General features: G+C 71.3%; 21 protein-coding genes. 1 reads left to right on the top strand and 20 read right to left on the bottom strand.

Annotation, left to right across the window (positions count from 1 at the left end):
- The 13 genes from metK to pyrR form a co-directional block, all read right to left on the bottom strand.
- Nucleotides 1-809 (bottom strand): methionine adenosyltransferase (gene metK / locus IE249_RS22650; protein WP_189707284.1); only part of this gene is annotated, 809 nt, incomplete at its 3' end.
- Between the two features lie 237 nt (nt 810-1,046).
- A complete protein-coding gene (gene coaBC, locus IE249_RS22645) occupies nt 1,047-2,249 on the bottom strand; it encodes a bifunctional phosphopantothenoylcysteine decarboxylase/phosphopantothenate--cysteine ligase CoaBC (RefSeq protein WP_189707282.1) in 1,203 nt (400 codons plus the stop codon).
- A 125-nt stretch (nt 2,250-2,374) separates the two neighbouring features.
- Nucleotides 2,375-2,647 carry a DNA-directed RNA polymerase subunit omega gene (gene rpoZ, locus IE249_RS22640; RefSeq protein WP_004933985.1) on the bottom strand — a complete coding sequence of 91 codons (273 nt, stop codon included), beginning with the start codon at nt 2,645-2,647 and terminating at the stop codon, nt 2,375-2,377.
- Nucleotides 2,648-2,712: 65 nt separating this feature from the next.
- Nucleotides 2,713-3,306, bottom strand: a complete 594-nt coding sequence (gene gmk, locus IE249_RS22635; protein WP_189707280.1) for a guanylate kinase — start codon at nt 3,304-3,306, stop codon at nt 2,713-2,715.
- A gap of 60 nt (nt 3,307-3,366) precedes the next feature.
- Complete coding sequence (locus tag IE249_RS22630) at nt 3,367-3,690, bottom strand: integration host factor (protein ID WP_003977346.1); 324 nt, start codon at nt 3,688-3,690, stop codon at nt 3,367-3,369.
- Between the two features lie 288 nt (nt 3,691-3,978).
- Nucleotides 3,979-4,824: an orotidine-5'-phosphate decarboxylase gene (gene pyrF, locus IE249_RS22625; protein ID WP_189707278.1), complete on the bottom strand. Its 846-nt coding sequence runs from the start codon at nt 4,822-4,824 to the stop codon at nt 3,979-3,981.
- Nucleotides 4,821-5,927 (bottom strand): quinone-dependent dihydroorotate dehydrogenase, encoded by a 1,107-nt coding sequence (locus IE249_RS22620; RefSeq protein ID WP_189707275.1) that lies wholly within the window; start codon nt 5,925-5,927, stop codon nt 4,821-4,823. The genes pyrF and IE249_RS22620 overlap by 4 nt, the downstream gene beginning before the upstream one ends.
- A gap of 85 nt (nt 5,928-6,012) precedes the next feature.
- Nucleotides 6,013-9,321 (bottom strand): carbamoyl-phosphate synthase large subunit, encoded by a 3,309-nt coding sequence (gene carB / locus IE249_RS22615; RefSeq protein ID WP_189707273.1) that lies wholly within the window; start codon nt 9,319-9,321, stop codon nt 6,013-6,015.
- A complete protein-coding gene (gene carA / locus IE249_RS22610) occupies nt 9,314-10,459 on the bottom strand; it encodes a glutamine-hydrolyzing carbamoyl-phosphate synthase small subunit (RefSeq protein ID WP_189707271.1) in 1,146 nt (381 codons plus the stop codon). The genes carB and carA overlap by 8 nt, the downstream gene beginning before the upstream one ends.
- Nucleotides 10,456-11,061: a PH-like domain-containing protein gene (locus IE249_RS22605; protein WP_189707269.1), complete on the bottom strand. Its 606-nt coding sequence runs from the start codon at nt 11,059-11,061 to the stop codon at nt 10,456-10,458. Before IE249_RS22605 ends, carA begins: the two co-directional genes overlap by 4 nt.
- Nucleotides 11,058-12,344 carry a dihydroorotase gene (locus IE249_RS22600; RefSeq protein ID WP_189707267.1) on the bottom strand — a complete coding sequence of 429 codons (1,287 nt, stop codon included), beginning with the start codon at nt 12,342-12,344 and terminating at the stop codon, nt 11,058-11,060. The genes IE249_RS22605 and IE249_RS22600 overlap by 4 nt, the downstream gene beginning before the upstream one ends.
- 5 nt (nt 12,345-12,349) lie before the next feature.
- A complete protein-coding gene (locus IE249_RS22595; RefSeq protein WP_189707265.1) occupies nt 12,350-13,330 on the bottom strand; it encodes an aspartate carbamoyltransferase catalytic subunit in 981 nt (326 codons plus the stop codon).
- 99 nt (nt 13,331-13,429) lie between these two features.
- A complete protein-coding gene (pyrR, locus tag IE249_RS22590; RefSeq protein WP_189707263.1) occupies nt 13,430-14,014 on the bottom strand; it encodes a bifunctional pyr operon transcriptional regulator/uracil phosphoribosyltransferase PyrR in 585 nt (194 codons plus the stop codon).
- A 242-nt stretch (nt 14,015-14,256) separates the two neighbouring features.
- Between pyrR and bldD the strand changes: the two genes are divergently transcribed.
- Nucleotides 14,257-14,760 (top strand): transcriptional regulator BldD, encoded by a 504-nt coding sequence (bldD, locus tag IE249_RS22585; RefSeq protein ID WP_018570201.1) that lies wholly within the window; start codon nt 14,257-14,259, stop codon nt 14,758-14,760.
- Nucleotides 14,761-14,981: 221 nt separating this feature from the next.
- Here bldD and nusB read toward each other — a convergent pair whose 3' ends face one another.
- The 7 genes from nusB to IE249_RS38140 form a co-directional block, all read right to left on the bottom strand.
- Nucleotides 14,982-15,425, bottom strand: a complete 444-nt coding sequence (gene nusB, locus IE249_RS22580) for a transcription antitermination factor NusB (RefSeq protein ID WP_189707261.1) — start codon at nt 15,423-15,425, stop codon at nt 14,982-14,984.
- Between the two features lie 2 nt (nt 15,426-15,427).
- The gene (efp, locus tag IE249_RS22575) at nt 15,428-15,994 is read right to left on the bottom strand and encodes an elongation factor P (protein ID WP_189707259.1); all 567 of its coding nucleotides are present in this window, start codon (nt 15,992-15,994) and stop codon (nt 15,428-15,430) included.
- 48 nt (nt 15,995-16,042) lie between these two features.
- Nucleotides 16,043-17,149 (bottom strand): aminopeptidase P family protein, encoded by a 1,107-nt coding sequence (locus IE249_RS22570; protein ID WP_189707257.1) that lies wholly within the window; start codon nt 17,147-17,149, stop codon nt 16,043-16,045.
- A 105-nt stretch (nt 17,150-17,254) separates the two neighbouring features.
- Entirely contained in the window at nt 17,255-18,331 is a 1,077-nt protein-coding gene (locus IE249_RS22565) for an AAA family ATPase (protein WP_189707255.1), read from the bottom strand.
- A 183-nt stretch (nt 18,332-18,514) separates the two neighbouring features.
- Nucleotides 18,515-19,606, bottom strand: a complete 1,092-nt coding sequence (gene aroB, locus IE249_RS22560; protein ID WP_189707253.1) for a 3-dehydroquinate synthase — start codon at nt 19,604-19,606, stop codon at nt 18,515-18,517.
- A complete protein-coding gene (locus tag IE249_RS22555) occupies nt 19,603-20,085 on the bottom strand; it encodes a shikimate kinase (RefSeq protein ID WP_189707319.1) in 483 nt (160 codons plus the stop codon). The genes aroB and IE249_RS22555 overlap by 4 nt, the downstream gene beginning before the upstream one ends.
- Before the next feature lie 32 nt (nt 20,086-20,117).
- A partial coding sequence (locus IE249_RS38140; protein ID WP_229859018.1) for a chorismate synthase occupies nt 20,118-20,328 on the bottom strand: 211 nt, incomplete at its 5' end.

The following is a 20,328-nucleotide window of genomic DNA, read 5'->3' as shown; positions in this document are numbered from 1 at the left end:
CCGTAGGTGTCGATGATGATCTTGCGGCCGGTCAGGCCGGCGTCGCCCATCGGGCCGCCGATCTCGAACCGCCCGGTCGGGTTGACCAGCAGGCGGTAGCCCTCGGTGTCCAGCTTGATGCCGTCCTCCAGGAGCGCCTTCAGCTCCGGCTCCACCACGAACTCGCGGATGTCGGGCGCCAGGAGCGACTCGAGGTCGATGTCGCTGGCGTGCTGCGAGGAGACGACCACGGTGTCCAGGCGGACCGCCTTGTCGCCGTCGTACTCGATGGTGACCTGGGTCTTTCCGTCGGGGCGCAGGTAGGGGATGGTGCCGTTCTTGCGCACGTCCGACAGGCGCTTGGACAGGCGGTGCGCCAGGAAGACCGGCAGCGGCATCAGCGTCGGCGTCTCGTCCGAGGCGTAGCCGAACATCAGGCCCTGGTCGCCGGCGCCCTGCCGGTCCAGTTCGTCTTCGTCGCCCTCGACCCGGGACTCGTACGCGGTGTCCACGCCCTGCGCGATGTCCGGGGACTGCGCGCCGATGGAGACGGACACACCGCAGGAGGCGCCGTCGAAGCCCTTCTTCGAGGAGTCGTAGCCGATCTCGAGGATCTTGTTGCGGACCAGGGTGGCGATGTCCGCGTAGGTCTTGGTGGTGACCTCGCCGGCCACGTGCACCAGACCGGTGGTGATCAGCGTCTCCACGGCGACCCGGGAGGTCGGGTCCTCCCGCAGAAGCGCGTCGAGAATGGTGTCGCTGATCTGATCAGCGATCTTGTCGGGGTGACCTTCGGTCACGGACTCCGAAGTGAACAGGCGACGGGACACAACGCTCCCTGGGGTTGCAGCGGCTGCTGGCTGATCATGGGCGGACGCCACGGGGGCTGCGCCCGGGTCGTCCGAGAACAGTTTATCGGTCGCGCTCGGCCACCGGCCCACCTGTCTCGCCTCTCGGGAGCCCTGTGACCTGCGGCACGGGCATTCTGCCCAATGCCCGGCGGCCTTGGCCAGAGGCGCCACGCGCCGAGTGCGGGGCGGGAGGTGGCCGTGGGACGGCGGGGACGGTCAGCCGAGCCGGGCGCTCACCAGGTCCCACACGGTCTCCGCCAGGGCCTCCTTCGGCCCGTGCGGTACGGGGGTTTCGCTGCCGTCGGCGCCCAGGACCACGGCCTCGTTCTCCTCCGCGCCGAAGGTCTTGCGCTCCCCGACCTCGTTGACCACGAGGAGGTCGCAGCCCTTGCGCGCGAGCTTGGCCCGGCCGTTGGCGAGGACGTCGTCGGTCTCGGCGGCGAAGCCCACGATCACCTGTCCGGACCGCGCCCGGTCGGCCGATATCTCCGCGAGAACGTCCGGATTGCGCACCAGGACGATCGGCTCGGGCTCCTGGTCGTCCTTCTTCTTGATCTTCCCGGTGGCATAGGCGGCGGGGCGGAAGTCGGCCACGGCGGCGGCCATGACCACCGCGTCGGCGTCGGCGGCGGCCTTGAGCACCGCCTCGCGCAGCTGCACGGCCGTCCCCACGCGGACAACGTCCACGCCCGCCGGGTCCGCCAGCGCGGTGTTCGCGGCGACCAGCGTGACCCGGGCGCCCCGGGCCGCGGCGGTGCGCGCGAGGGCGTAGCCCTGCTTGCCGGAGGAGCGGTTGCCGAGGAAGCGGACGGGGTCCAGGGGCTCGCGGGTGCCGCCGGCGCTGACGACGACATGCCGCCCGGCGAGGTCCGGCTCGGTCGCGCCCCGGGCGAGGACGCGCCGGCAGACCTCGAAGATCTCCGCCGGGTCGGGCAGCCGGCCCTTGCCGGTGTCGACGCCGGTCAGGCGGCCCACCGCCGGTTCGATCACCACGGCGCCGCGGCGGCGCAGCGTCGCCACGTTCTCCTGGGTGGCGGGGTGCTCCCACATCTCGGTGTGCATGGCGGGCGCGAAGACCACCGGGCAGCGGGCGGTGAGCAGGGTGTTGGTCAGCAGGTCGTCGGCGAGGCCATGGGCGGCCTTGGCCAGCATGTCGGCGGTGGCGGGCGCCACGACCACGAGGTCGGCGTGCTGGCCGATGCGGACGTGCGGGACCTCGTGGACGTCGTCCCAGACCTCGGTGGAGACGGGGTTGCCGGACAGGGCGGACCAGGTGGCGGCGCCGACGAAGTGCAGCGCGGACGCGGTGGGCACCACGCGCACGTCATGACCGGACTCCGAGAGCCGGCGCAGCAGCTCGCACGCCTTGTACGCGGCGATGCCGCCACTGACTCCCAGAACGACCTTGGGCTTGCTCACCGGGCCTCCCCGCTGTCGACACCCGCACGCCTGGCTCGGCGGCGTATGGGTCCACTACACACCACAGGCCCGACAGTCGCGCCGCCGGGCCTGTGGAAAAACCTACTGCGATCTGCAGATATGACTTACTGACCCGGGCCCTCGACGGCCTCGGAGGTCAGCAGACCCGCGTTGATCTCGCGCAGGGCGATGGAGAGCGGCTTCTCGTGGACGTGGGTGTCGACGAGAGGACCGACGTACTCGAGGAGGCCCTCGCCGAGCTGCGAGTAGTACGCGTTGATCTGGCGGGCGCGCTTGGCCGCGTAGATCACGAGGCTGTACTTCGAGTCGGTTGCCTCGAGGAGCTCGTCGATCGGCGGGTTGATGATGCCCTCGGGCGCGGAGATGGAAGAGGACACGCTCTACCTTCCGATGGATGGGAAAGAATCAGTCGCTGCGACGATCGTCACGGTGACCGTCACGATCACACGACGTCCATCAAGGCTAGCAGCTCGCGCGCCACGTCCTCGACGGAGGTGTTGACCAGGGTCTCGTCGAACTCGGGCTCGGCCGCCAGCTCGACCTTCGCGGCCTGCAGCCGGCGCTCGATCACCTCGGGCGGCTCGGTCCCGCGGCCCGTGAGCCTGCGCACCAGCTCCTCCCAGGACGGCGGGGCCAGGAAGACCAGCCGGCCCTCGGGCATGGACTCGCGGACCTGCCGGGCGCCCTGGAGGTCGATCTCCAGCAGGACCGGGACCCCTGCCTCCAGGTGCTCCAGCACGGCGGTGCGCGGGGTGCCGTACCGGTTGCCGGCGAACTCGGCCCACTCCAGCAGCTCCCCGTTGGCGATCAGCTTGTCCATCTCGTCGTCGGTGACGAAGAAGTAGTGAACGCCGTGCTGCTCACCGGGGCGGGGCTTGCGGGTCGTCGCCGACACCGAGAGCCAGACCTCGGGGTGTTCCTTGCGCATATGAGCGACGACCGTGCTCTTGCCGACCCCGGAGGGGCCGGAGAGCACGGTCAGCCGCGGACGAGCGTCCGGGGGTACGGGGGTCGTCCCCCGGGGTGTTGCAGCCATGCGGCGATTATTCCAGCAATCCCGGACTGCCCGGGACTCCTGTCCCCGGGCATCCAGGACTCAGGAGCCGGTGCTGCCGAACTCGCGCTCCAGGGACGCGATCTGGTTGGAACCGAGGCCGCGCACACGGCGGCTCTCGGAGATGCCGAGTCGCTCCATGATCTGCTTGGCGCGGACCTTGCCCACGCCCGGCAGGGACTCAAGAAGGGCGGACACCTTCATCTTGCCGATGACGTCGTTTTCCTGGCCCTGCTTGATGACCTCGTGCAGGGAGGCGCCGGAGTGCTTGAGTCGATTCTTGACCTCGGCCCGCTCCCGGCGAGCCGCGGCGGCCTTTTCGAGCGCGGCTGCGCGCTGTTCAGGGGTAAGGGGCGGAAGAGCCACGCCTACGTCACCTCGGATGTCGAACTGTCGGATACGGACCGGTGAGGAACCTAGTCGCCCCACACCTGGGGAGCCACGAGCAACACGCTTGCCCGCCTCTCCCCCACTGCCTCGAGGGCGTGGGAGGTGGCCCCACTCGACGGAGACTAGCGGTCAGGGACGCCAGAGTCAGCGAGAACAGAGGAAAAGTCCTGGTCAGCCTCGCTCAGGACGGACATTTAGGACATAGTGCCCTGGATTTGAGGATGTATCCAGACTCAAGGCCGCCCCGGACCGCTCACCGAGGGCTCACGCCGAGTCCACCGCGGCCCGGATTTCCTCGGCGAACCGCTCCGCGGCGTCACGCAGCGCGACCGGATCGGGACCGTGACGCAGCACTCCCCGGCTGACGTTCGGGACGACATTGCGCACCGCCGCACCGAAAACCCGAGGAAGATCGGCCGCGGTCGCCCCCTGGGCGCCGATGCCGGGCGCGAGCAGCGGCCCGTTGACCGCCAGGTCGTACGACGAGAGGTCGCCGAGCGTGGCGCCCACCACCGCGCCGAAGGAGCCCAGCGGCCGCGCCCCCGCGTTCTCCTCGGCCAGGTGCGCGAGCATCGTCGCGCCGACGTCCCGCCCGTCGGCGCGGACGGCGTGCTGGACCTCGCCTCCCTCGGGGTTGGAGGTCAGCGCCAGCACGAACAGGCCGGCGCCGCTCTCCCGGGCCAGGTCGACGGCGGGCCTCAGCGAGCCGTAGCCGAGGTAGGGCGAGACGGTCAGGGCGTCCGAGAACAGCGGGGCGTCCTTGCGCAGGAAGGACTCGGCGTAGGCGGCCATGGTCGAGCCGATGTCGCCGCGCTTGGCGTCCATGACGACCAGGGCGCCGGCCGCGCGGGCCTCCTCCACCGACTTCTCCAGGACGGCGAGGCCACGGGAGCCGAAACGCTCGTAGAAGGCGCTCTGCGGCTTGAGGACGGCGACCCGGCCGGCCACGGCCTCGACCACCGTGCGGCTGAACCGCTCGAGGCCGGCCACGTCGTCGTTCAGGCCCCACTCGGCGAGCAGGGACGCGTGCGGGTCGATGCCGACGCACAGCGGGCCCCGCTCGTCCATGGCACGGCGCAGGCGGGCGCCGAAGGGCTCCAGGGGGCTCATGCGGGCTTCCTCACGTCGGCGCCGACCGCGTCGGCGAGGGTGGCGTACGGGCTTGTGCGCAGGCGGGCGGCGAGTCCCTTGTGGATCGTGCGGGCCCAGAAGGGGCCCTGGTAGATGAAGGCGCTGTAGCCCTGGATCAGGGTGGCGCCGGCCAGGATGCGCTGCCAGGCGTCCTCGGCGTCCTCGATGCCGCCGACGCCGACCAGGGTGATGCGGTCGCCCACGCGCGCGTAGAGGCGGCGCAGCACCTCCAGGGAGCGGGCCTTCAGGGGCGCGCCGGACAGCCCGCCGGTCTCCTTGACCAGCGAAGGTTCGGACTTCAGACCGAGTCCCTCGCGCGCGATGGTGGTGTTCGTGGCGATGATGCCGTCCAGACCGAGCTCCACGGCGAGGTCGGCGACCGCGTCGACGTCCTCGTCGGCGAGGTCGGGCGCGATCTTGACCAGCAGCGGCACCCGGCGCCCCGGCACGGCCCGGTCCGCGGCCTCGCGCACGCCGCTCAGCAGGGGGCGCAGCGCCTCGGTGGCCTGGAGGTTGCGCAGGCCGGGGGTGTTGGGCGAGGAGACGTTGACGACGAGGTAGTCGGCGTGGGGCGCGAGGCGCTCGGCGGACTTCACGTAGTCGCCGGCGGCCTCCTCCTCGGGAACGACCTTGGTCTTGCCGATGTTGACGCCCACGACCGTCCTGAAGACGGGTGTGCGGGAGGCCAGGCGGGCGGCCACGGCGAGCGAACCGTCGTTGTTGAAGCCCATGCGGTTGATGAGCGCGCGGTCCGCGACGAGGCGGAACAGCCTCTTTTTGGGGTTGCCGGGCTGCGCTTCGCCGGTGACGGTGCCGATTTCCACGTGGTCGAAGCCCAGCATGGACATGCCGTCGATGGCGACCGCGTTCTTGTCGAAGCCGGCCGCCAGTCCGAAGGGGCCGTGCATGCGCAGCCCGAGGGCCTCGGTGCGCAGCTCCTTGTACCGGGGGGCGAGCGCGGCCGCGAGGAATGTGCGCAGCACGGGGACGCGCACGGCCAGACGGATCCAGCGGAAGGCGAGGTGGTGGGCGCGTTCCGGGTCCATCCGCCGGAAGACCAGACGGAAGAACAGCTTGTACATCTCTTGGGTCCTCTTCAGTCCTCTTCAGTCCTCTTCAGCCCTCATGAGGAGGGGGACACCGTTTCCGGTGTCCCCCTCGGGGCTGCTAGTCGCGGGCCGCGGTCAGGAACCGTGCGTGTTCCTGGAGCGAACGCACGCCCACGTCGCCGTGGTTGAGGGCGTCGATGCCCTGGACGGCCGCGGCGAGCGCCTGGACCGTCGTCAGGCAGGGCACCGAGCGCGCCACGGCCGCCGTACGGATGTCGTAGCCGTCGAGGCGGCCGCCGGTGCCGTACGGGGTGTTGACGATGAGGTCGACCTCGCCGTCGTGGATGAGCTGGACGATGGTCTTCTCGCCGTTGGGGCCGGCGCCCTCGGACTGCTTGCGCACGATGGTGGCGTTGATGCCGTTGCGCTTGAGCACCTCGGCGGTGCCGGAGGTGGCGAGCAGTTCGAAGCCGTGGGCGACCAGCTCACGGGCCGGGAAGATCATCGAGCGCTTGTCCCGGTTGGCGACCGAGATGAAGGCGCGGCCCTTGGTGGGCAGCGGGCCGTAGGCGCCCGCCTGCGACTTGGCGTAGGCGGTGCCGAAGACGGAGTCGATGCCCATGACCTCGCCGGTGGAGCGCATCTCCGGGCCGAGCACGGTGTCGACGCCGCGGCCGTGGATGTCCCGGAAGCGGGACCACGGCATGACGGCCTCCTTGACGGAGATCGGCGCGTCCAGCGGCATGGTGCCGCCGTCGCCGTTCTTCGGCAGCAGGCCCTCCTCGCGCAGTTCGGCGATGGTCGCGCCCAGCGAGATCCGGGCGGCGGCCTTGGCCAGCGGCACCGCGGTCGCCTTCGAGGTGAAGGGGACGGTGCGGGAGGCGCGCGGGTTGGCCTCCAGGACGTAGAGGATGTCGCCGGCCAGCGCGAACTGGATGTTGATCAGACCGCGCACCCCGACGCCGCGCGCGATGGCCTCGGTGGAGGCGCGCAGCCGCTTGATGTCGAAGCCGCCGAGCGTGATCGGCGGGAGGGCGCACGCCGAGTCGCCGGAGTGGATGCCGGCCTCCTCGATGTGCTCCATGACGCCGCCCAGGTACAGCTCCTCGCCGTCGTAGAGCGCGTCGACGTCGATCTCTATGGCGTCGTCGAGGAACCGGTCGACGAGGACCGGCCGGGAGGGGCTGATCTCGGTCGACTCGGCGATGTACGACTCCAGGCGCGCCTCGTCGTACACGATCTCCATGCCGCGGCCGCCCAGGACGTAGGAGGGCCGCACCAGGACCGGGTAGCCGATCTCGTCGGCGATGGTCTTGGCCTGGGCGAAGGTGGTGGCGGTGCCGTGCTTGGGGGCGGGGAGGCTGGCCTCGGCGAGGACCTGGCCGAAGGCGCCCCGGTCCTCGGCCGCGTGGATGGCCTCGGGCGAGGTGCCGACGATCGGCACGCCGTTGTCCTTGAGCGCCTGCGAGAGGCCCAGCGGGGTCTGGCCGCCGAGCTGGACCACGACACCGGCGACGGGGCCCGCCTGCCGCTCGGCGTGGACGATCTCCAGGACGTCCTCCAGGGTGAGCGGCTCGAAGTACAGCCGGTCGGAGGTGTCGTAGTCGGTGGAGACGGTCTCCGGGTTGCAGTTGACCATCACGGTCTCGTACCCGGCGTCGGACAGCGCGAAGGAGGCGTGGACGCAGGAGTAGTCGAACTCGATGCCCTGGCCGATGCGGTTGGGGCCGGAGCCCAGGATGATCACCGCGGGCTTCTCGCGCGGGGCGACCTCGGTCTCCTCGTCGTAGGAGGAGTAGAAGTACGGCGTCCTGGCGGCGAACTCGGCGGCGCAGGTGTCGACCGTCTTGTAGACCGGGCGGATGCCGAGGGCGTGGCGCACCTCGCGGACCACGTCCTCGCGCAGTCCGCGGATCCCGGCGATCTGCTGGTCGGAGAAGCCGTGCCGCTTGGCCTCGGCGAGCAGGCCGGCGGTCAGCTCGGTGGCGTCGGCCAGTTCGTCGGCGATCTCCTTGATGAGGAACAGCTGGTCGACGAACCAGGGGTCGATCTTCGTGTACTCGAAGACCTCCTCCGGCGTCGCGCCCGCGCGGATGGCCTCCATGACGGTGTTGATCCGGCCGTCGGTGGGCCGTACGGCCTCGCGCAGCAGCTCGTCCTTGTCGCCGGGCTCGCCGACGAAGGTGAACTGGCTGCCCTTCTTCTCCAGCGAGCGCAGCGCCTTCTGGAAGGCCTCGGTGAAGTTGCGGCCGATGGCCATGGCCTCGCCGACCGACTTCATGGTGGTGGTCAGCGTGGAGTCGGCCTGCGGGAACTTCTCGAAGGCGAACCGGGGCGCCTTGACGACGACGTAGTCCAGGGTCGGCTCGAAGGAGGCCGGGGTCTCCCGGGTGATGTCGTTGGGGATCTCGTCGAGGGTGTAGCCGACGGCGAGCTTGGCGGCGATCTTGGCGATGGGGAAGCCGGTCGCCTTGGACGCCAGGGCCGAGGAGCGCGACACGCGCGGGTTCATCTCGATGACGATGACCCGGCCGTCCACGGGGTTGACCGCGAACTGGATGTTGCAGCCGCCGGTGTCGACGCCGACCTCGCGGATGATGGCGATGCCCATGTCGCGCAGCACCTGGTACTCGCGGTCGGTGAGCGTCATCGCCGGGGCGACGGTGATGGAGTCGCCGGTGTGCACGCCCATCGGGTCGAAGTTCTCGATGGAGCAGACGACCACGACGTTGTCGTTCTTGTCGCGCATCAGCTCCAGCTCGTACTCCTTCCAGCCGAGGATGGACTCCTCCAGGAGGACCTCGGTGGTCGGGGAGAGCGTGAGGCCGGTGCCGGCGATGCGGCGCAGCTCGTCCTCGTCGTGGGCGAAGCCGGAGCCGGCGCCGCCCATGGTGAAGGAGGGGCGGACGACGACCGGGTAGCCGCCGAGCTCCTCGACGCCGGCGAGGACGTCGTCCATGGTGTGGCAGATGACCGAGCGGGCGGACTCGCCGTGGCCGGTCTTCTTGCGGACCTCCTCGACGACCAGCTTGAACTGGTCGCGGTCCTCGCCCTTGTGGATGGCCTCGACGTTGGCGCCGATCAGCTCGACGCCGTACTTGTCGAGGACGCCGTTCTCGTGCAGCGAGATGGCGGTGTTGAGGGCCGTCTGGCCGCCCAGTGTGGGCAGCAGGGCGTCGGGCCGCTCCTTGGCGATGATCTTCTCCACGAAGTCCGGGGTGATCGGCTCGACGTAGGTGGCGTCGGCGATCTCCGGGTCGGTCATGATCGTCGCCGGGTTGGAGTTCACGAGGATCACACGCAGACCCTCGGACTTCAGGACGCGGCACGCCTGGGTGCCGGAGTAGTCGAACTCGGCGGCCTGGCCGATGACGATCGGGCCGGAGCCGATGACCAGGACGGACTGGATATCGGTGCGCTTAGGCACGCTGGCCCTCCATCAGGGAGACAAAGCGGTCGAACAGGTAGGCGGCGTCGTGCGGGCCCGCTGCCGCTTCGGGGTGGTACTGGACGCTGAAGGCCGGCTTGTCGAGCAGGGCGAGACCCTCCACCACGTTGTCATTGAGACAGACATGGGAGACCTCGACACGGCCGAAGGGGGTGTCGGAGACCCGGTCGGTCGGGGCGTCCACGGCGAATCCGTGGTTGTGCGCGGTGACCTCGACCTTGCCGGTCGTACGGTCCTGGACCGGCTGGTTGATGCCGCGGTGGCCGTACTTCAGCTTGTAGGTGCCGAAGCCGAGCGCGCGGCCGAGGATCTGGTTGCCGAAGCAGATGCCGAACAGCGGCGTACCGCGCTCCAGGACGCCCCGCATCACGGAGACCGGGTGGTCGGCGGTGGCCGGGTCGCCCGGACCGTTGGAGAAGAACACGCCGTCGGGCTGGACCGCGTAGACGTCCTCGACCGTGGCGGTGGCCGGGAGGACGTGCACCTCGATGCCCCGCTCGGCCATGCGGTGCGGTGTCATGCCCTTGATGCCGAGGTCGACGGCGGCGACGGTGTACTTCTTCCCGCCGACCGCGGGGACGACGTAGGCGTCCTTGGTGGCGACCTCGGCGGACAGGTCGGCGCCGAGCATCCCGGGGGCCTCCTGCACGCGCGCGAGGAGGGTGGCGTCGTCCTTGACGGCGTCGCCGCTGAAGATGCCGACGCGCATGGCGCCGCGCTCGCGCAGGTGGCGGGTGAGGGCGCGAGTGTCGATGCCGCTGATGCCGACGACGCCCTGCGCGGCGAGCTCGTCGTCCAGGGAGCGCCGCGAGCGCCAGTTGGACGGCACCCGCGCGGGGTCGCGCACGACGTAGCCGGAGACCCAGATGCGCCCGGACTCGGGGTCCTCGTCGTTGACGCCGGTGTTGCCGACGTGCGGGGCCGTCATGACGACGACCTGGCGGTGGTACGAGGGGTCGGTGAGGGTCTCCTGGTAGCCGGTCATGCCGGTGGAGAACACGGCCTCGCCGAACGTCTCCCCCACGGCCCCGTAGGCGCGGCCGCGGAAGACCCGGCCGTCCTCCAGGACGAGTACGGCGGGAACCTTTCGGGTGGTTCCCCTGGTGGAGGTGGTCATCGTTCGACGCCTTCCGTGGTGGTCGTTCCGTGCTTCGTTGCGGTCATGGAGTTGATGGCCTCGACCCACTCGGTGTGCTCGGCGGCCCGGTCGGAGCGGAACCCCGAGTCGAGCAGCCTGCCGCCGTGCTCCCAGGTCACCACCAGCAGGCCGCCCTCGGTGAGGACCTTGCCGGCGATGCCCTTGTCGAGCCGCGCGCCGCGCAGTCGGTCCGCGGGGACGAAGAAGTCCGCGGCTCCGGGGCGTACGACGTCCAGTCCGGCGTCCGTCAGGGTGAGCTCCGCCCGGCTGCGGGTGCCCAGGCCGTGCGCCACGATGCGGTCCAGCCACTGGCCGGCGGTCGTGGAGCCGTGGTAGCGGCCGGTCGTCGTCAGTTTCGCCGGGCCGGGGTCGTCCGGCGACTGGGGCAGCTCGGGCAGGTCGCCCTGGAGGGTGGCCCGCCACTTCCAGCCCTCCCGCATCAGCCAGTAGACGAGGGCGACGAAGAGGGCCAGGCCGACGAGCCAGCCGATGCGCCCGGACCAGTCGGTGACCGTGGCCGACTTCTCCTCGGCGGCGAGCCCCTTCGCCAGTCCGGTCGCGAGCCAAGTTGCAGATGTCACGTGAGCTTCCCGTCGACGAGCGTGGCCTTGCCCCGGAGCCACGTGTGGGTGACACGGCCCGGCAGCTCGCGTCCCTCGTACGGGGTGTTGCGGCTGCGCGAGGCGAAGCCCGCGGGGTCCACCTGCCCACGGTATTCCGTGTCGACCAGGGTGAGGTTGGCGGGCTCACCTGCCGAGACGGGGCGTCCGTGGCCGGTGGCGCGCCCGATCCGGGCCGGGGCGAAGGACATGCGGTCGGCGACGCCCGCCCAGTCCAGCAGGCCGGTGTCGACCATGGTCTCCTGGACCACCGACAGCGCGGTCTCCAGGCCGACCATGCCCATGGCGGCCGCGGCCCACTCGCAGTCCTTGTCCTCGTGCGGGTGCGGGGCGTGGTCGGTGGCGACGATGTCGATGGTGCCGTCGGCGAGCGCCTCGCGCAGGGCGCGCACGTCCCGCTCGGTGCGCAGCGGCGGGTTGACCTTGTAGACCGGGTTGTAGGTGCGCACCATCTCGTCGGTCAGGAGCAGGTGGTGCGGGGTGACTTCGGCGGTGACGTCGATGCCGCGGGACTTGGCCCAGCGGACGATCTCGACGGACCCGGCGGTCGACAGGTGGCAGATGTGGACGCGGGAGCCGACGTGCTCGGCGAGCAGCACGTCACGGGCGATGACGGACTCCTCCGCGACGGCCGGCCAGCCACCCAGGCCCAGCTCGGCGGAGACGACGCCCTCGTTCATCTGGGCGCCCTCGGTCAGGCGGGGCTCCTGCGCGTGCTGCGCGACGACCCCGCCGAAGGCCTTCACGTACTCCAGCGCCCGGCGCATGATCACCGCGTCGTCGACGCACTTGCCGTCGTCGGAGAAGACGGTGACCCCTGCGGCGGACTCGTGCATGGCCCCGAGTTCGGCGAGCTTCCTGCCCTCCAGGCCCACGGTGACGGCGCCGATGGGCTGCACGTCGCAGTAGCCGTGTTCCTTGCCCAGCCGCCAGACCTGCTCGACCACGCCGGCGGTGTCGGCCACGGGGAAGGTGTTGGCCATGGCGAACACGGCGGTGTAGCCGCCGGAGGCGGCCGCGCGGGTGCCGGTGAGGACGGTCTCGGAGTCCTCGCGGCCGGGCTCGCGCAGGTGGGTGTGCAGGTCGACCAGGCCCGGCAGGAGCACCTTGCCGGCCGCCTCGACGACCTCGGCGCCCTCGGCGTTCAGCCCATCGCCCACCTCCGCGACGATCTCGCCGTCGATCAGCACGTCCTGCGGCGCGCCGCCGAGCACCTTGGCACCGCGGATCAGGATCTTGCTCATGTTTCTTACTTCTCCTCGGTGGTGCGGGCGTGGGTGACGGCGGGCTCGTTGCCGCCGAGCAGCAGGTACAGCACGGCCATCCGGATGGAGACGCCGTTGGCGACCTGCTCGACGACGGTGCAGCGGGGCGAGTCGGCGACCTCGGCGGTGATCTCCATGCCCCGGACCATGGGGCCGGGGTGCATCACGATGGCGTGCTCGGGCATCCGCGCCATGCGGTCGCCGTCGAGGCCGTAGCGGCGGGAGTACTCGCGCTCGGTGGGGAAGAAGGCGGCGTTCATCCGCTCGCGCTGGACGCGGAGCATCATCACCGCGTCCGACTTGGGCAGCGTGGCGTCGAGGTCGTAGGAGACCTCGCAGGGCCAGGACCCGACGCCGACCGGCAGCAGGGTGGGCGGGGCGACCAGGGTGACGTCGGCGCCGAGGGTGTGCAGCAGGTCGACGTTGGAGCGGGCGACCCGGCTGTGCAGCACGTCGCCGACGATGGTGACGCGCCTGCCGGACAGGTCCTGGCCGAGGCCCGCGTCCCGGCCGGTCAGCCGGCGGCGCATGGTGAAGGCGTCGAGCAGGGCCTGGGTGGGGTGCTGGTGGGTGCCGTCACCGGCGTTGATGACGGCGGCGTCGATCCAGCCGGAGTTGGCCAGCCGGTAGGGGGCGCCGGAGGCGCCGTGCCGGATGACCACGGCGTCGACGCCCATGGCCTCCAGGGTCTGGGCGGTGTCCTTCAGGGACTCGCCCTTGGACACGCTCGAACCCTTGGCGGTGAAGTTGATGACGTCCGCGGACAGCCGCTTCTCGGCGGCCTCGAAGGAGATCCGGGTCCGGGTGGAGTCCTCGAAGAAGAGGTTGACGACGGTGCGGCCGCGCAGGGTCGGCAGCTTCTTGATCGGCCGGTCGGCGACCCGGGCCATCTCCTCGGCGGTGTCGAGGATCAGGACGGCGTCGTCGCGGGAGAGGTCGGCGGCCGAGATGAGATGACGCTGCATCTGTCAGGCTCCGTAAGGCAGTTCATTCAGGAGAATTCGGGCACAGGGCGCGTGACGGCACACGCGCGGGACCTACGGCGGGAGGTACGCGCGCGTGGGCTACGGCTGCCGCTCGCCCGGGGCGGCCGGCTTGACGCCGAGCAGCACGGTGTCGCGGCCGTCCTCCTCGGCGAGCTGGACCTTGACCGCCTCCCGCAGCGACGTGGGGAGGTTCTTGCCGACGTAGTCGGCGCGGATGGGCAGTTCGCGGTGACCGCGGTCCACGAGGACGGCGAGCTGCACCGCTCGGGGGCGCCCGATGTCGTTCAGGGCGTCGAGGGCGGCGCGGATGGTGCGGCCGGAGAAGAGCACGTCGTCGACGAGGACGACCAGCTTGCCGTCGATGCCGTCACCGGGGATCTCGGTGCGGGCCAGCGCACGCGGCGGGTGCATGCGCAGGTCGTCGCGGTACATGGTGATGTCGAGCGAGCCCCGGGGGATCTTGCGCTCGGTGATCTGCTCGAGCTTGGCGGCGAGCCGCTGGGCGAGGAAGACGCCACGGGTCGGAATGCCGAGGAGCACCACGTCGTCGGCGCCCTTGGCGCGCTCGACGATCTCGTGGGCGATGCGGGTCAGCGCCCGCGCGATGTCGGGGCCCTCGAGAACGGGCCGCGCATCGGATGCCTGCGGGTTCTGCGTGTCCATACGAAACGGACCTCCTTCTCCGCCTCACGGGACGGACCTTAAAGGACGTCGGAATTGCGCCATCCACGGTAGCAGGTGCCGGGGACCGCCCCGATCACCCCCTTGGCGCAACCTTCGGCAACCGGCCGGGAAGAAGCGGTGCGGACCATTCGGCTTGACGCGGCAGAGTAACGCTGCGTAACCTCACAGTGAGTTACCAGCCGCGCGGCTCAGCCCGCGTCGACACAGTGCCGGGGAGCTATATGTCCAGCGAATACGCCAAACAGCTCGGGGCCAAGCTCCGGGCGATCCGCACCCAGCAGGGCCTTTCCCTCCACGGTGTCGAGGAGAAGAGCCAGGGCCGGTGGAAAGCGGTCGTGGTCGGTTCCTACGAGCGCGGCGACCGCGCCGTGACCGTGCAGCGCCTCGCCGAACTGGCGGATTTCTACGGGGTCCCCGTGCAGGAGCTGCTGCCCGGCACCACCCCGGGCGGTGCCGCCGAGCCGCCGCCGAAGCTGGTCCTGGACCTGGAGCGGCTGGCCACCGTGCCGGCCGAGAAGGCGGGCCCGCTGCAGCGCTACGCCGCGACGATCCAGTCCCAGCGCGGTGACTACAACGGCAAGGTGCTCTCGATCCGCCAGGACGACCTGCGCACCCTCGCGGTCATCTACGACCAGTCGCCCTCCGTCCTCACCGAGCAGCTGATCAGCTGGGGCGTACTGGACGCGGACGCGCGCCGCGCGGTGGCGTCCCACGAGGAGGCCTGAGCCTCTCGGGCCTCGCCCACCTCAGCAGAAACGTGCCGCCGGGGTGGCCGGAACTTCACGGTTCCGGCCACCCCGGCGGCCGTCCGAGGGCCTTCCTGACAGGCCTTCGCGGCCCCCAGCGGCCCTCACGGCCCTCGGCGGGCCGAGGGGACCGCGGCAATGCCGAGGGGCCCGCAGCGGCTGCGCTGCGGGCCCCTCGGCATGTGTCCGTCCGGCTGTTCTCACGCGTCGTTGCTCGCGTCGCGGCGCAGCGAGGGCTTGAGGTCCTTGAGCCGGCCGAGCAGGCCGTTGACGAACGAGGGCGACTCGTCCGTGGAGAACTCCTTCGCCAGCTGGACCATCTCGTCCAGCACTACGGCGTCCGGGGTCTCGTCCACCCAGATGAGCTCGTAGGCGCCGAGCCGCAGGATGTTGCGGTCGACGACCGGCATGCGGTCCAGGGTCCAGCCGACGGCGTACTGGGCGATCAGCTCGTCGATGCGGGTCGCGTGCTCGGCGTATCCCTCGACCAGCTGCATCGTGTACTCGCTGACCGGCGGCTGCCGGGTGTCGGACCGGGAGAGCCGGATCCAGTCCGCTAGGACGGTCAGGACGTCGGCGCCGCGCTGGTCGCCCTCGAAGAGGATCTGGAAGGCACGCTTGCGAGCCGTGTTGCGGGCGGCCACGGTTAGCTGTTCACCCGGCCGAGGTAGTCGCTCGTGCGGGTGTCGACCTTGATCTTCTCACCGGTGGTGATGAAGAGGGGGACCTGGATCTGGTGACCGGTCTCCAGCGTGGCGGGCTTGGTGCCGCCGGTGGAGCGGTCGCCCTGGAGGCCCGGCTCGGTCTCGGCGATGGTCAGCTCGACGGCGGCCGGGAGCTCCACGAAGAGCACCTCGCCCTCGTGCTGCGCGACGGTGGCGGTGAAGCCCTCGACCAGGAAGTTGGCGGCGTCGCCGACGGCCTTGCGGTCGATGTGCAGCTGGTCGTAGGTCTCCATGTCCATGAAGACGAAGTACTCGCCGTCCATGTAGGAGAACTGCATGTCGCGCTTGTCGACGGTGGCCGTTTCGACCTTGACGCCGGCGTTGAAGGTCTTGTCGACGACCTTGCCGGAGAGCACGTTCTTGAGCTTGGTGCGCACGAAGGCCGGGCCCTTGCCGGGCTTGACGTGCTGGAACTCGACGACGGACCAGAGCTGGCCGCCTTCGAGCTTGAGCACCATGCCGTTCTTGAGGTCGTTCGTGGAAGCCACGGTTGCTTCAATCTCCTGGACTTACGTGGACGACCCCGGGGCACGCGCCTACAACGCGAGCAGCTCCTTGGTCGTGATGGTGAGTAGCTCGGGTCCGCCGTCCGCCTCGGGGCGTACGACGAGCGTGTCATCGATCCGGACACCGCCCCGGCCCGGGAGGTGGACCCCCGGTTCGACGGTGACCGGCACGCAAGCGTCCAGTTTACCCATGGCCGCGGGGGCCAACTGCGGGTCCTCGTCGATTTCGAGTCCCACGCCGTGCCCGGTGAGGGACTGCAGCCCCTCGGCGTACCCGGCGGAGTCCAGCACCTGCCGTGCGGCGCGGTCCACGTCCCGGTAGGCCGCGCCCGGGGCCAGCGCCTCGCGGCCGGCCCGCTGGGCTGCGAAGACCAGGTCGTACAGCTGGATCTGCCAGTCCGCGGGAGAGGTGCCGATGACGAAGGTGCGGCCGATCTCGCAGCGGTAGCCGCGGTAGGCGGCGCCCAGGCACACCGAGAGGAAGTCACCCTCCTCGACCCGGCGGTCGGTGGGGCGGTGGCCGCGCCGGCCCGAGTTGGGGCCGGTGGCCACGGAGGTGGGGAAGGCGGGGCCGTCGGCGCCGTGGTCGACCAGGCGCCGCTCCAGTTCCAGGGCGAGATGGCGCTCGGTGCGGCCGACGAGGATGGACTCCAGGAGTTCGCCCAGGGCCTGGTCGGCGATCTCGGCGCCGATTCTCAGGCAGGAGATCTCCTCCTCGTCCTTGACCACCCTGAGCTGTTCGACCGCGCTGCCGAGGTCGGCGAGGCGGAGTCTGGGCGCGACCGAGGCCAGGGCACGGTGGCGGGCCACGGTGAGATGGTGCTCCTCGATGGCGAGCGAGTCGGCGCCCTGGGTCTGGGCGAGCCCGGCGGCGGCGACGGCCGGGTCGCCGCCCGGCTGGGGAAGCACCTGGACCCTCACCGCCTCGTCGGGACGCCCCTCGTAGGGCCGGTCGTCCGGTGGGCTCTGGCACACCAGCAGGTCCTCGTGCTTTCCGAGGAGCAGGACGGCACCGTGCGGGGCAGCGCCCGCGAGGTACCGCACATTGGCGGGGCGAGTCACCAGCGCCGCCGCGCTGCCGCCCGCGTTGCAGCGCTCCCTTAGCCGGGTCCGGCGGGCCGCGTACACCTCTGACATGAAGCGAGCGTACGATTTCCGCCCGGTTTTGGCCGGTTGAGGAGGTCCGAGTGGGCGGTGGGTGATACGTCCGTATTCAGAGGGTGAGGCTGGGCAACGGTCGGGTCACCACGCCGGGGGGCTGGTGAGGGCACGCGCCAGTACGTCGTCCAGGAGCTGGGCCGTCCGGGGGATGTCGAGCTGGGAGTTGTCGATGATCGGCAGGCCCGAGCCGTACCAGCCGGCCATGCGGCCGTGGATACGGGCGACCTCCTCGTCGGTGAGGCGGCGGTTGCCGCTGCGCCGGGCGTTGCGCTCCAGGACGACGTCCAGGCCGGGCAGGAGGACGACCGGGAGCAGGCCGGGGCCGACGTGGCGCTTCCAGCCGCCGAGGCCGACGACCGGGCGGTCGGGGAAGACGGCGTCGTCGAGGATGCAGGAGATGCCGTTGGCGAGGAAGTTCCGCGCGGCGAAGCCGCAGGTGCGGCGGGCGAGGCGGTACTGCGCCTCGGAGTTGTCGTTCCAGCCCGACTGGGGGTCGGCGAAACCGGAGCGGACCCATTCGCGGACGTCGTCGAGGCTGATGTGCGCGGTGGGGACCCGGCGGTGGCCGGCCCAGTACTTGGCCACGCTCGTCTTGCCGGCGCCGGCCGGTCCGATCAGCAGGACGGCGAGGGTGGTGGTGGTCGGGTCGGGCACGGAGTGCGCCGGCGGCGGGCTCGGCATGGCGACCGGGCCGCCCGGAGGCAGCCGGACGTGCCCGGTGACGTCGGTCGCCGGCACCGGAGCCCGCGGCGCGGGCGGCACACCCGGGTGCCCGTGGACGGGCCCCGCGGGCCCGTGCCCAGGCGGCACTGGCACAGACTGCCCACGCCCCGAAGCCCCGGGCCCCTGCCCGCCGACAACACCGGGCACGGGAGGCACGGGCGCCTGCCCGACACCGGGCACGGGAGGCACGGGCCCTTGCCCGGCGATGGGCACGGGAGGCACCGGCGCCTGCCCGGGCGGCGGAGGTACGGGGGCGGCGCCCTGGTGGACGCCCGGGTACTGCGAGCCGTGGCCCTGCGGACCCGGCTGCTGCGGGTCGGTGTGGGGGCCCGGCCGGGGTGGGCCCGGGGGCAAGGGGCTGGGCGGGGGGTTGGGGTTTGGTCCCTGCCCCGGGGGGTGGGGCGGTGGCAGCGGAGAACCCACTGCGTGCTGCATCCGGTGCCACTCCGTCTCGTCTGTCCCGGCCGGTCGGCCGCGGCGGTTGGGCGCTGGCAGCGGGGCCCGACCCCGCTCCCTACCGAACGGTACCGTCCCCGGCCGCCGCATGGTGAACGGCCGGGGGCGCCGCGAAGTGCCCGCGGGCGCGGGGCGAATCCGGCGGACGGCGCGAGGTGGGGCCTACTGCCCGACCTCGCCGTACGCGGCCAGCAGCACGGCCGGGTCGGGACCCTCCAGCACGGTGGGCTTGGCGAGCCCGTCCAGCACGATGAACCTCAGCAGGTCGCCGCGGGACTTCTTGTCGACCTTCATGGTCTCCAGGAGCTTCGGCCACTGGTCGTACCGATAGTGCAGGGGCAGGCCCACGGCCTCCAGGACCGTACGGTGGCGGTCGGCCGTGGCGTCGTCCAACCGGCCCGCCAGACGGCCCAGTTCGGCGGCGAAGTGCATACCCACGGCCACCGCCGCGCCGTGCCGCCACTTGTACCGCTCGTTCTTCTCGATGGCGTGGCCCAGCGTGTGGCCGTAGTTGAGCATCTCCCTCGGGCCCGACTCCTTCAGGTCGGCGGAGACGACCTCGGCCTTGACCCTGATGGAGCGCTCGATGAGCTCGGCGGTGTGCGGGCCGGCCGGGGTGCGCGCGGCCTCGGGGTCGGACTCGATCAGGTCGAGGATCACCGGGTCGGCGATGAAGCCGGCCTTGATGACCTCGGCCAGTCCGGAGACGTAGTCGTTGACCGGGAGGGAGTCCAGCGCCGCCAGGTCGCACAGCACGCCCGCGGGCGGGTGGAAGGCGCCGACGAGGTTCTTGCCCTCGGCGGTGTTGATGCCGGTCTTGCCGCCGACCGCGGCGTCGACCATGGCGAGCACCGTGGTCGGCACGGCGATCCACCGCACCCCGCGCAGCCAGGTCGCCGCCACGAACCCGGCGAGGTCCGTGGTGGCGCCGCCGCCCACGCCGACGATGACGTCGGTGCGGGTGAAGCCGGACTGGCCGAGCGCCTTCCAGCAGTACGCGGCGACCTCGGCGGTCTTGGCCTCCTCCGCGTTGGGCACCTGGACGGCGATGGCCTCGTAGCCCTGTCCGGCCAGGTCGGCGCGGAGCGCGTCACCGGTCTCGGCGAGGGCCTCGGGGTGGACGACCGCGACCCGCTTGGCCTTCTCGCCGATCAACCCGGCGAGTTCACCGAGGAGCTGACGGCCGATCAGGACGTCGTAGGGCTCGCTGCCCGCGGTCCCGCCGACGTGGATCCGCGTCACTGCCTCGCTCATGCTTCCTTCAACTCCAGTGCGTCCAGGACGGCCCCGGCGACCTCTTCGGGGCCGCGGCCGTCGGTGGCCACCACCGCGGTGGCGACCTCCTCGTACAGGTGCCGGCGGGCCTCCATCAGCTCGCGCCACTGCTTGCGCGGGTTGATCGCGAGCAGGGGACGCGCCACGTTCAGGCCGGTGCGCCTGACGGCCTCCTCGACGTCCATGGAGAGGTACACCACGGGCAGCGGGCCGAGCAGGGCCCGGGTGTCCTCGTCGAGGATGGCGCCGCCGCCGAGGGCGAGTACGCCGTCGTGCTCGGCGAGGGCCCGCCGCACCGCCCGCTTCTCGATCGCGCGGAAGGCGGGCTCGCCCTCCTCGACGAAGATGTCGGCGATGGACCGGCCCTCGGCGGCCACGATGTCGTCGTCGGTGTCCCGGTAGCCGGCGCCCAGCCGCTCGGCCAGCAGCAGCCCGACCGTGGACTTGCCCACGCCCATCGGGCCGACCAGGACGACAGCGGGGCCGCTGCTCACCGGATCGCCAGGCTGTCGAGGTAGGACCGGACGTTGCGGCGGGTCTCGGTCACGCTGTCGCCGCCGAACTTCTCCGCCACCGCGTCCGCGAGGACCAGCGCCACCATCGCCTCGGCGACGATGCCCGCGGCCGGCACGGCCGAGACGTCGGAACGCTGGTGGTGCGCCTGGGCGGCCTCGCCCGTGGCCACGTCCACGGTCCGCAGC

The sequence above is a fragment of the Streptomyces anandii JCM 4720 genome (genome assembly GCF_014650655.1).
Taxonomy (GTDB): domain Bacteria; phylum Actinomycetota; class Actinomycetes; order Streptomycetales; family Streptomycetaceae; genus Streptomyces; species Streptomyces anandii.
This window is presented reverse-complemented; position numbering and strand designations above follow the sequence as displayed.

What these genes read in the sequence shown, in the direction of transcription:
- gmk (WP_189707280.1), bottom strand. Translation starts at nt 3,306, where the DNA reads ATGGCTGCAACACCCCGGGGGACGACCCCCGTACCCCCGGACGCTCGT.
- pyrF (WP_189707278.1), bottom strand. Translation starts at nt 4,824, where the DNA reads ATGAGCCCCCTGGAGCCCTTCGGCGCCCGCCTGCGCCGTGCCATGGAC.
- IE249_RS22620 (WP_189707275.1), bottom strand. Translation starts at nt 5,927, where the DNA reads ATGTACAAGCTGTTCTTCCGTCTGGTCTTCCGGCGGATGGACCCGGAA.
- carA (WP_189707271.1), bottom strand. Translation starts at nt 10,459, where the DNA reads ATGACCACCTCCACCAGGGGAACCACCCGAAAGGTTCCCGCCGTACTC.
- IE249_RS22600 (WP_189707267.1), bottom strand. Translation starts at nt 12,344, where the DNA reads ATGAGCAAGATCCTGATCCGCGGTGCCAAGGTGCTCGGCGGCGCGCCG.
- IE249_RS22595 (WP_189707265.1), bottom strand. Translation starts at nt 13,330, where the DNA reads ATGCAGCGTCATCTCATCTCGGCCGCCGACCTCTCCCGCGACGACGCC.
- pyrR (WP_189707263.1), bottom strand. Translation starts at nt 14,014, where the DNA reads ATGGACACGCAGAACCCGCAGGCATCCGATGCGCGGCCCGTTCTCGAG.
- bldD (WP_018570201.1), top strand. Translation starts at nt 14,257, where the DNA reads ATGTCCAGCGAATACGCCAAACAGCTCGGGGCCAAGCTCCGGGCGATC.
- IE249_RS22570 (WP_189707257.1), bottom strand. Translation starts at nt 17,149, where the DNA reads ATGTCAGAGGTGTACGCGGCCCGCCGGACCCGGCTAAGGGAGCGCTGC.
- IE249_RS22565 (WP_189707255.1), bottom strand. Translation starts at nt 18,331, where the DNA reads ATGCAGCACGCAGTGGGTTCTCCGCTGCCACCGCCCCACCCCCCGGGG.
- aroB (WP_189707253.1), bottom strand. Translation starts at nt 19,606, where the DNA reads ATGAGCGAGGCAGTGACGCGGATCCACGTCGGCGGGACCGCGGGCAGC.
- IE249_RS22555 (WP_189707319.1), bottom strand. Translation starts at nt 20,085, where the DNA reads ATGGGCGTGGGCAAGTCCACGGTCGGGCTGCTGCTGGCCGAGCGGCTG.